This is a genomic window from Pseudomonas protegens (assembly GCF_003732485.1).
Classification (GTDB): domain Bacteria; phylum Pseudomonadota; class Gammaproteobacteria; order Pseudomonadales; family Pseudomonadaceae; genus Aquipseudomonas; species Aquipseudomonas protegens_B.
In genome coordinates this window covers 1-9,663 of sequence record NZ_MOAK01000001.1, presented here as the reverse complement: position 1 = coordinate 9,663, position 9,663 = coordinate 1, and the positions used below count along the sequence as shown (strand labels likewise).

The following is a 9,663-nucleotide window of genomic DNA, read 5'->3' as shown; positions in this document are numbered from 1 at the left end:
GGGGCAAAGGCACTGGCAGGTTCAAGGGGAGTGAAGTGGACGCCGGCGAAAGTGGCTTGTTTGCAGAGTGAAGTATTGAAATTGAAACGGGTGTTTATTCAATGTCGAGTGTTCTCTGATTTTCTTTTACAGGGTTTATGTCAAGCGACTTCTTGTGGGTTGTTTGTCATTGTTTGTTGCTGGGATTTTTAAGGATTGTCTTAGATTGTCTTTTTTAGTCGGTGTTATATGGTGTTGCGGTTATTGGACTTATTCAAAGTTTCAGCGTGAGTGGGTATATCAATAATCGAACCGGCAAGGAGCAGGGCAATGACGGTTGAAAGTGGAATTCGCTATCGTGATTATTCGGTCCCCTATCTAGTGGATGAAACCCTTCGGGAAGGCATTGAACGTACGGCCTTTCCCATTTCCGTGGACGCCAAGGTCGGGATTCTCAAATCCATGGCTGCAGCAGGATTGAGAGATTTCGTGGTGGGCTGCGGGCCTGAAGAACCGCTGGTCTGGGACCGCCTGCACCAGGCCCGGGAAGCCCATGAACTGCCCGCCGATACCCGGGCCACCTTTATCATTCTGCTCAACTGCTGGGAAACCGCTTTCGCCTATTTCCAGTCCCGTCAGCAACATCGCCAGTGGATCGCCGACACCGTGTTCAGCTTCGGCATGATCACCTACAGGCAGGGTGAGCGGGAGTTCGAACGGGCCATCGAGGCGTTTCGCAGCATCGGTGCCGTCAGGTTCAAGGCCAGCGTGCTCAACAATTTTCGCAAGGGTGTGTCTGACCTGCGCTATGGGGAAATCTGTCGGCAGATCGACTGGGCGGCCAGCCTCGGGGTGGAGATCATCAGGATCAACGATTCCGTGGGCTCGCTGCAGCCCCATGTGACCCAGTGGCTGTGCGCGAAGCTGGTGAAGGATTACCCCCATCTGGTGTTTTGCCTGCATGCCCACAACGACAACGGACTGGCCCTTGCCAATACCATGCAAGCCATTCACTCGGGCTTTCAGATGGTTGAAGGGGCGTTGGCCGGTTTTGGCAATAGATCGGGTATTGCGCCCCTGGAACAAGTGGTCAAGTTGTGCAAGGCCAATAATATAAACTTGGGCTCCTGTGAACTTGATCTGGATAAGTTGATCAACGCAGCTCATCAATGTGAAGACGCCTTCTTGCAATTGCCCAGTGTTTATCGACCGGTGAGTGGCAAGTTTGAAACACTCTCCAACTACGGCGTCCTGAATATTCCGGACTTTCTGGAAACCAATGATGAGAAGGGGTACTTCGTCAACTATGTCGGCCTGCATCCGCAGACCATTCGCCAGGCCCTGACTCACTATTCAACGGCAGGGCTGGATGTGGCCGCGATTGCCGATGCAGACCTGTGGCCCATAGTAGACAGCCTGAAAGTGGAGATGCAGGCCTCCATGAAGGACATCGAATCCCACTATCGCCGGGTCATGGGCGGGGTGATGGATTTCTACCGCGCCTCGACTTACACCCCCCGGCAACTGGCGTTGTATGCCGAACGGCGGATTGTCCGGGGGCATGCCGCTCATGGATAAGGTCTTTACGGTGGTGATGCCGCTGTTTGCCATGATCTTCGCCGGCTACTGGATAGTGCGGATCGGGGTCATTGGCAAGGAAACGGTAAAGGGCCTGGTAGGGGTCGTGTTCTGGCTGTTCCTGCCATGCTTCATTTTCATCAAGACCCTGGGCACTCGGGAGCACGGCGAGCTGGACTGGGGGCTGCTCAGCGCCTACTACCTGGCTTGCCTGGTGACCTTCATCATCGCCGCGGTGGGTGGTCGGCTGATCTGGGGCGGCAATGGGCGCGTAGCCGGCCTGCGTGGGCTGTCGTCCATATCGGGAGTGGTGGGGTACATGGGCTTGCCCTTGATGGTCATGGCCTTTGGCGATGAGGCGGCCTTGCCGACGTTGATGATCACCATGGCCGACAACCTGGTGATCCTTGCAGGTGGCGCATTGATCATGGAACTCACCGCGCAGCAGGAGGTACAGGCCAAGCCGGACCTGGCCCGCGTGCTGCTTACCACGACCCGCTCCATTGTCAGCAACCCGCTGATCCTGGCGGTGTTGCTGGCGGTGCTGTTCATTGCTCTGCAATGGCAGTTGCCCAGTCCGTTGCAGATATTCGCCACGCAGATGACCAATGCCACCGGCCCCTTGGCCCTGGTGGCCCTGGGCGCCGCCTTTGCCGTGCACAGGAATCAGAGCCTGATCAAGGGCGACGCCCTGACTCTGGCACTGTTGAAGGTGGTGGTGTTGCCGGTGCTGGTGTTTGTTTCCGCCAGGTATGTGTTTGGCCTCAGCGACTTCCTGATCAAGATTGCGGTGATCATGGCGGCGCTGCCGGTGGCGGTTAACGTGTTCATCCTGGCGTCGCGCTACAAGACCTATGAGACGGAGGTCTCCAGCAGCATGCTGCTCTCCGCGGTGATCGGCATCGGGGTGATCTCGGGGTTGCTGGTCGTACTGGACTGATGCTCAAGCCTGCCGGTTGATGACCGGCCTCAGCACCCTGCAAGCGTCATGCGCTTGCGGGGTGTTTTGTTTGCCCGTCCCGCGGCGTTCGTCGCGGGACTGATGATCCCCGCTAAATGTCGCAATGGCTGCGCGCAAAGCAGCTTTTCCCTTGCCTGTGCCTCACAAAAACCTCGTTTCGCAACGTTCCGGGTTATGGAAACAATGAACCCCTGCATACGCCTGCCCGACTGCCACGGGCGCCTCCGGCGATGCACTGCCGATCGATTTGTTCTTCCTACAAAAACAACAGGGAGCAAGCGATGAACCGCCATTCGAGCAAGACCGTGTCCGCTCACCCCGGACCGGTTGCAAACACTCCAAGCGAACGGGGCCACAGAGCCCGCAACGGTGACGATCCGGCTACGCGGCCTATGCTGCGAGGCGTCGTACACCGCTGACCAAGACTCGTAGTGCCTGGTGCAGTACCGCCCGTGAATACGGTCGCTTCCAGGCTTCTGCTGTGCGGGTTCGTGCGGGCGAACCGGCTTTCTTGAGGATGGGTTTCATGTCCAACATCTTGCGTTGCGGCGTTGCATTGTCGTGGGTGCTGCTGTGTACCGGGGCTTCGGCTCAACCACAGAATCTCACCGTCATTTCCTTTGGCGGAGCCACCAAACAGGCTCAGGAAAAAGCCTATTTCCAACCCTTCAACCAGAGTGGCGCAGCCCGAGTGGTGGCGGGTGAGTACAACGGAGAACTGTCGAAGATCAAGGCCATGGTCGATGTCGGCAAGACCAGCTGGGATGTGGTCGAAGTGGAGAGCCCGGAGCTGTTGCGCGGCTGTGACGAGGGCTTGTTCGAACCTCTGGACCTGGCCCGCTTCGGTGATCCGGCGCAGTTCGTCCCGGGCACCCTGAACGAGTGCGGCGTGGCCACCTACGTCTGGTCGATGGTCATGGCCTTTGCCCCGCAGAAGCTGGCGAAGGCGCCGCAGTCCTGGGCGGATTTCTGGAACCTCAAGGACTTCCCCGGCAAGCGCGGCTTGCGCAAGAGCGCCAAGTACACCCTGGAAATTGCCTTGCTGGCGGACGGTGTGGCGCCTGCCCAGTTGTATCAGGTGCTCAACACCCCCGAGGGCGTGACCCGGGCCTTTGCCAAGCTCGACCAGATCAAGCCCTACATCCAGTGGTGGGAAGCCGGGGCTCAGCCGCCGCAGTGGCTGGTGGCCGGTGACGTGGTGATGAGCGCAGCCTACAACGGGCGCATTGCCATGGCCCAGAAGGAGGGCATGCAACTGAGTATCCTCTGGCCCCAGAGCCTGTACGACCCGGAGTACTGGGCGGTGGTCAAGGGCTCGCCGAACAAGGCCCTGGCCGAAGATTTCATCCTCTTCGCCAGCCAGCCCCAGGCGCAGAAGGCATTTTCGGAGAACATCCCTTATGGACCGGTGCACCGTCAGGCACTGCCCCTGTTGCCCGAGGCGGTGCAGCAGCAACTGCCGACCTACGAGGCCAATTTGAAGGGCGCCAGGGCAGTGGATGCAGGGTTCTGGGTCGATCATGGCGAGGAGCTGGAGCAGCGTTTCAACGCCTGGGCCGCTCGCTGATGGAAAGGCCGTAGGAGCGAGCTTGCTCGCGAAGATCGTCAACGAAAACACCGCGTTCACTCAGTGATCGCGGCGTTTTTGAGTGCATCGCGAGCACGCTCGCTCCTACAGGGGGCTTTGGCTGGTCGGTGGGGGCTGGGTCAGCCAGTCGATGAATAGTGCGAACAGCTCGGCCTGGGAGTTGATGGTCAGCTTGGTGTAGAGGTTCTTGCGGTGCATGCGCACGGTTTCCGGGGAAATCTCCAGCACCTTGGCCGTGGATTTTACCGAGTGCCCCCGCAGGATCAGGTGGGCAATTTCGCGCTCGCGAACCGTCAGCAGTGGCTGGCCAAAGCTCATGAACGCCGCTTCGATCTGCTGGTTGAAGTTGGCCGGTGCCGGGGCGGGTAGCGCGTCCCGAGTGGCCTGGCGCAACAGCGATTGCAGGCCGCCACTGCCGAAACGGCGGATCAGCTCGCGCACCAGCGGTTCCACCGCCCGCAGCAGCGCCAGGGGTTCGCTGGCGAAGCGCTCGCCGCTCAGGCCCTGGAACATGCACAGGGAAATCTTGCTCTGGGGATCGAGGTCGACGATGTAGTAACTGTCTTCCGCGCCCCCGGTCTTGAGGTAGTAGGTCTTGTAGTACTCGCTGCTGAAGAAGTCGTCCGGGGCGATTTCCGACAGGTGATAGAAACCTTCGGCCAGGCCGTTTTCCACCGCCAGGCAGAACGGATCCAGCAGATAACCGCGGGAAAAATAGCGGTTGATGATCTCGTCGCGGTAGGCGCCGACTATGCCCCGTTCATGCAGCAATTGCGGTGGCAGGCCCTTGCGTTCCAGGCTGATCATCATCGATTCGATGGGCGTCAGGGCGTTCAGCGCCGTCGCCAGGTGCTGCAGGAAAGTGCCATTGTCCACACTGCCGAAGGCCTGGGCCAGACAGGCGTGCCAGGCCTGCAGGGCAGGGAGGCTGAGGGGGGCGGTAGAAGTGTTTGCAGGTGCGCTCATGCCCGGCAGTCTAACGGTCGGGCGCAGGCCCGGTAAGACCCCGGGCCGATATTCGCGCTGCCACCGACTAGGGGTCATTGGCCCAGGTACTGGCCGTTCTGGCGCAGTTCGGCGGCGGCTTCGAGGATGCAGTCGCGCAAGGTGGCAACTATCTCGTCGATCTGCTGGCGAGTGATGATCAAGGGGGGCGACATCACGTTGAGATGGCCGATGGGGCGCACCAGCAGGCCTTTGGCCTGGGCCCGCAGATGGATGCGCTCGGCGATGTTCAGCGCATCGGGCAGCAGCGCCTTGGTGCGCTTGTCGGCGACGAATTCGACGCAGGCCATCAGCCGCTTGCAGCGCACGCTGCCCACCAGGGGCAGTTCGGCCAGGGTCTGCAGGCGCTGCTCCATATAGACGCCGACCTCTTCGACATGGGCCAGCAGGTTTTCCCGCTCGATGATCTCGATGTTCTTCAACGCCGCGACGCAACTCACCGGGTGCCCGCTGTAGGTGAAACCGTGGGTGAAGCAGCGACCCTTGCCCGGCTCGCCGATGACCTGCCAGATGCGCTCGGAGAAAATGCACGCGCCCAGGGGCAGGTAGCCCGAGGTCAGGCCCTTGGCAGTGGTGATGATGTCCGGCTGCATGCCGAACACTTCCTCGGAGGCGAAGAAAGCACCCAGGCGGCCGAAGGAGGTCACCACTTCGTCGGCGACATACAGCAGGTCGTAGCGCTGGCAGATTTCCCACATGCGCCGGTGATAACCCTCGGGAGGAATGATTACCCCACCGGAGCCCATGATGGGTTCGGCGAAGAACGCCGCCACCTTGTCCGGGCCCAGGGTGAGGATCTTGTCTTCGAATTCCGCTACCAGGAACTCGAGGAAGTCCGCTTCGCTCATGCCGGCCGGCGCCCGGTAGTAGTTGGGGCAGGAGATGTGGTGAAACAGGTCGCTCATGAAGTCGAATTCAGGCGCGCGGTCAGCGGCCTTGTTACCGATGGACATGGTCAGGAAGGTGGAGCCGTGGTACGCGTTATGCCGCGAGATCACGTGCTTCTTCTCATGCTTGCCGCGACTGTTCTGATAGAACTGCACCAGGCGGTAGGCGGTGTCCACCGCGGTGGAGCCGCCGGTGGTCAGGAACACGTGGTTCAGGTCCCCTGGGGCCAGGCTTGCCAGCTTTTGGCACAGCTCGATGGCGCTGACATTGGCCATGTCGCAGAACGGGTTGGAGTAGGCCAGTTGCCGCACCTGGTCGGCGATGGCCTCGGCCATTTCCTCGCGGCCCAGGCCGATGTTGGTGCACCACATGCCGCCTACGGCATCCAGGTAGCGGGTGCCGGCGGTGTCATAGATGTAGGCGCCGTCGCCGGCAGCGATATTCAACGAACCCTGCTCGCGGTGTTCGTCGAACATATGGAAGCCGTGCATGTAGTGCGCCTTGTCGGCGGCCACCAGTTTCGAATCGTCGAACTGCTGGAAGAAGGCGTCGTGTTGGATAGCCATGGGCTTCACCTCGGGTAGCAATATGGGGTGGAAAGTCTGTGGGTTCGGGGGCTCACTTGCCGATCTTCACCATGTTCCAGGTGCGGGTGATCAGCCGGATGCTGGCGGGCGTCTGGATCTTCTGGGTGAACAGCCGCTCCCGGGTCTGGGCATCGGGGTAGATCGCCGGGTTGTCCCGCACTTCGGCGCTCAACAGTGGCGTGGACTTGAGGTTGGCGTTGGCGTAGCGGATGTAGTCGCTGACCTCGGCCATCACCTGGGGTTGCAGCAGGTACTGGATAAAGGCATGGGCGCTGGCCACGTTCGGCGCGTCGGCGGGGATATAGAAATCGTCGAACCAGATCAGCGAGCCTTCCCTGGGAATGAAATAGTCGAGCTTGACCGGTGCCCCGGCCTCGTTGGCCCGGGCCTGGGCCGTGGCGTAGTCGCCGGACCAGGTGGCGCTGACGCACAGGTCGCCATTGGCCAGGCCATTGAGGTAGCTGGTGGAGTCGAACTTGCGGATATAGGGGCGCACCGCCATCAAGGCATCCTGCGCCGCTTTCAAATCCTCGGGGGCGGCGCTGTTGGGATTGCGCCCCAGGTAAGCCAGCACCAGCGGCAGAATGTCGGTGGGCGAATCCTGCAGCGTCACCCCGCAATCGGCGAAGCGCGACACCACCTTGGGATCGAAGAGCATGGCCAGAGAACCGATGGGCGCGTCCGGCATGCGCTCGCGGACCTTGTCGACGTTATAGGTCACGCCATTGCTGCCCCAGGTATAGGGCGCCGAGTACTGCACCCCCGGGTCGTAGCTTTCCAGGCTCTTGAGCACCTGCGGGTCGAGATTCTGCCAACTGGGCAGCAAGGCCTTGTTCAGCGGCTGGAACACCCGCGCCTTGATCAAGGGCGGCACCAGCGCCGCATTGAGTACCACCAGGTCGTAGCCGGAGCGCCCCGGCAGCAGCTTGCCCTGGACGGTTTCATAGGAATCGAAGGTGTCGTAGATCACCTTGATGCCGCTGACTTTCTCGAAGCCGGCGAGAGTGTTCTCGCCGATGTAGTCCGACCAGTTGTACAACCGCAGGGTCTTGCTTGCAGGCTCCTCGGCCTGCACCCAGGCCGTCGCCACCGTCAGAACCACGCCAAACACCGCAGGGAATGCTGTACGCATGCTGGAATTCCGCCTTGAACCTGATGGGAGGAGCCCGGGTCGAGCCGTTGGCGCTACTGTCCGCGAGCGACCGCACACATGCCATAACCCGATCGGGTAGGTGAGTGAGGAACAGGCCAGGGCGAGCTATCGGACTTGATTTGTGCAATCATCCAGCCCCGTCGGCGACTTCGAGGCGTATTTGCCCGCCCGGAAACCTGTAGAAACAGCCCGGAAGAAAAAATATCGAATAGGAGTTGCCAGGAATGGAAAACATGTCCATAATTGCGACCATTCCTCAGCGAGGAAACGGAAAAACTCTTTAGAAATCAAAGAGTTGCGAGATGAGGTTGATCTCAAGAGCCGTTCTAGTTTGTATGTGTTCAGTGTTGTTTTTCAGGCATTGGACATTTGGGGCCGAGTAGCAAAATGGTTATGCAGCGGATTGCAAATCCGCCTACGCCGGTTCGATTCCGACCTCGGCCTCCACTCTTAAAACCCCGTAGATCAATGATTTACGGGGTTTTTTATTGCCTGTGATTTGAGAGGTGTTCCGCAACTTTTGGGATGTGTTCCGCAACCTCGCGCGTTTTTGATAACAATGAGGGTGCAGAACAGCGCAGGGTGAGGGGGGTGTTGGTCTGTTACTTGGTGGGGTTAACGATCTCACCGACTTGCCGATAGACCTTCTTTGTCATCTCCTCAGTTGAGTGGCCGAGCAGTCGACTTGCATGCGCCAGTTCTATCTCGCTGGCGGCTTTGGGGTGGATGTCCTTGAACTGAAACTGACGGATGAGCACAGCAAGGGCAGGATCGCCATCGGCACCGGCCTTGATTGCTGCTTTATCCCGGACTTCATCCCAGCGGTTGCGCAGCATCTGCTGGCTCATCCTAAGGCCGGAAGCGTTCGTGATCAGAGTTGAGGTCTTAATCCCATTCAACGATCTGCGTTCGAGCAGGTTGTCTAGGAATAGGCTAAGCGCTGATTGTTCCCCCGCATCGTCCAGGCGAATGCGCAGAAGTTTGCCACCCTTGCCCTGGCGAACCCCTACGAAACCGTTGGCCAGATCGGTAGTTGTCACCTTCAGTACATCCGCGGGGCGCTGGCCGGTCAGGTAGGCCAGGTCCATGGCGTCCTTTAGTTCTTGCCCTGCCTCTGCATACACCGCATTCCACACGATTTCGCCGGCGTAGTAGGCCCTCGGTTTCTCCTTGTTTCGGCGTACGCCGAAGCAAGGGTTGGCATTGTTGGTCAATCCCCACTCGCGCGCGATCGTGAACATGTGTGACAGTAGTGCGATCTCTCAGTTGGCCCTGACCTTTGCGGTTCTAGCATCTCGATACTGGGCAACTGAATCGCCCCGGGTTTCGTAGACACCTCTTTGCCTTAAACTGAGGCCAATCAGGAGCTGCCATGAGCAACCCGCGTTACCCCGAAGAATTCAAAATCCAAGCGGTCAATCAAGTGACCGAAAAGAAGCTGCCTGGCGCGGAGGTAGCGTCCCGCCTCGGCGTTTCGACGCATAGCCTCTATGCCTGGATAAAGCGCTACAGCAAGCCTCAGGCAGAACGGCAGCAAGACGATGATCAGCACGCTGAACTGCGTCGCCTGCGAGCGGAACTCAAGCGCGTCACTGAAGAGCGAGACATATTAAAAAAGGCCGCCGCGTACTTTGCCAAGGAGTGCGGCTCAAGTACGCCTTTATCAAGCAGCGCGCGGGCGACTATTCGATTCGACGGCTTTGCCTGACGCTGAAAGTCCATCCCAGCGGTTATTACGCCTGGCTGTCTGAGCCGCAATCTGTACGCGCCAAAGACGACCAGCGATTGGTGGGTTTGATCAAGCATTCCTGGCTGGAGAGCGACGGCGTTTATGGCTATCGCAAAATCCATGACGATCTGGCGAGATCGGTGAAGATTGCGGCCGCCATCGTGTAGCGAGGCTGATGCGTCTTGAAGGTCTGCG

General features: G+C 59.5%; 8 protein-coding genes, 1 tRNA gene and 1 pseudogene. 6 read left to right on the top strand and 4 right to left on the bottom strand.

The features are described 5' to 3' along the window. From BLX41_RS33980 to BLX41_RS00035, 4 genes are all read left to right on the top strand, one after another. A partial coding sequence (locus BLX41_RS33980) for a hypothetical protein (protein WP_221179181.1) occupies positions 1 to 192 on the top strand: 192 nt, incomplete at its 5' end. Positions 193 to 309: 117 nt separating this feature from the next. Further along, the gene (locus tag BLX41_RS00045; RefSeq protein ID WP_123723257.1) at positions 310 to 1,557 is read left to right on the top strand and encodes a beta/alpha barrel domain-containing protein; all 1,248 of its coding nucleotides are present in this window, start codon (positions 310 to 312) and stop codon (positions 1,555 to 1,557) included. Beyond that, positions 1,550 to 2,497, top strand: a complete 948-nt coding sequence (locus BLX41_RS00040; RefSeq protein WP_123723259.1) for an AEC family transporter — start codon at positions 1,550 to 1,552, stop codon at positions 2,495 to 2,497. The genes BLX41_RS00045 and BLX41_RS00040 overlap by 8 nt, the downstream gene beginning before the upstream one ends. 547 nt (positions 2,498 to 3,044) lie before the next feature. Further along, complete coding sequence (locus BLX41_RS00035) at positions 3,045 to 4,085, top strand: ABC transporter substrate-binding protein (protein WP_123723258.1); 1,041 nt, start codon at positions 3,045 to 3,047, stop codon at positions 4,083 to 4,085. A 105-nt stretch (positions 4,086 to 4,190) separates the two neighbouring features. On the opposite strand, the gene BLX41_RS00030 is transcribed toward BLX41_RS00035, so the two are convergent. From BLX41_RS00030 to BLX41_RS00020, 3 genes are all read right to left on the bottom strand, one after another. Next, positions 4,191 to 5,072 carry a helix-turn-helix transcriptional regulator gene (locus BLX41_RS00030; RefSeq protein ID WP_123723256.1) on the bottom strand — a complete coding sequence of 294 codons (882 nt, stop codon included), beginning with the start codon at positions 5,070 to 5,072 and terminating at the stop codon, positions 4,191 to 4,193. Between the two features lie 74 nt (positions 5,073 to 5,146). Further along, positions 5,147 to 6,565, bottom strand: coding sequence for an aminotransferase (locus BLX41_RS00025; protein WP_123723255.1), 1,419 nt, complete (start codon positions 6,563 to 6,565; stop codon positions 5,147 to 5,149). A gap of 52 nt (positions 6,566 to 6,617) precedes the next feature. Further along, positions 6,618 to 7,718 carry a polyamine ABC transporter substrate-binding protein gene (locus BLX41_RS00020; RefSeq protein ID WP_123723254.1) on the bottom strand — a complete coding sequence of 367 codons (1,101 nt, stop codon included), beginning with the start codon at positions 7,716 to 7,718 and terminating at the stop codon, positions 6,618 to 6,620. Positions 7,719 to 8,112: 394 nt separating this feature from the next. Between BLX41_RS00020 and BLX41_RS00015 the strand changes: the two genes are divergently transcribed. Then, positions 8,113 to 8,186 (top strand) — tRNA-Cys (locus BLX41_RS00015). A gap of 155 nt (positions 8,187 to 8,341) precedes the next feature. Here the strand turns inward: BLX41_RS00015 and BLX41_RS00010 are convergent. Further along, positions 8,342 to 8,980 (bottom strand): tyrosine-type recombinase/integrase, encoded by a 639-nt coding sequence (locus BLX41_RS00010; RefSeq protein ID WP_123723253.1) that lies wholly within the window; start codon positions 8,978 to 8,980, stop codon positions 8,342 to 8,344. Between the two features lie 131 nt (positions 8,981 to 9,111). On the opposite strand from BLX41_RS00010, the pseudogene BLX41_RS00005 reads away from it, so the two are divergent. Then, a pseudogene (locus tag BLX41_RS00005) lies at positions 9,112 to 9,663 on the top strand (transposase); the annotation flags it as partial.

Bases quoted from the DNA above. Each gene is read 5' to 3' on its own strand.
- BLX41_RS00045 (WP_123723257.1), top strand. From the start codon at position 310: ATGACGGTTGAAAGTGGAATTCGCTATCGTGATTATTCGGTCCCCTAT.
- BLX41_RS00040 (WP_123723259.1), top strand. From the start codon at position 1,550: ATGGATAAGGTCTTTACGGTGGTGATGCCGCTGTTTGCCATGATCTTC.
- BLX41_RS00035 (WP_123723258.1), top strand. From the start codon at position 3,045: ATGTCCAACATCTTGCGTTGCGGCGTTGCATTGTCGTGGGTGCTGCTG.
- BLX41_RS00030 (WP_123723256.1), bottom strand. From the start codon at position 5,072: ATGAGCGCACCTGCAAACACTTCTACCGCCCCCCTCAGCCTCCCTGCC.
- BLX41_RS00025 (WP_123723255.1), bottom strand. From the start codon at position 6,565: ATGGCTATCCAACACGACGCCTTCTTCCAGCAGTTCGACGATTCGAAA.
- BLX41_RS00020 (WP_123723254.1), bottom strand. From the start codon at position 7,718: ATGCGTACAGCATTCCCTGCGGTGTTTGGCGTGGTTCTGACGGTGGCG.
- BLX41_RS00010 (WP_123723253.1), bottom strand. From the start codon at position 8,980: ATGTTCACGATCGCGCGCGAGTGGGGATTGACCAACAATGCCAACCCT.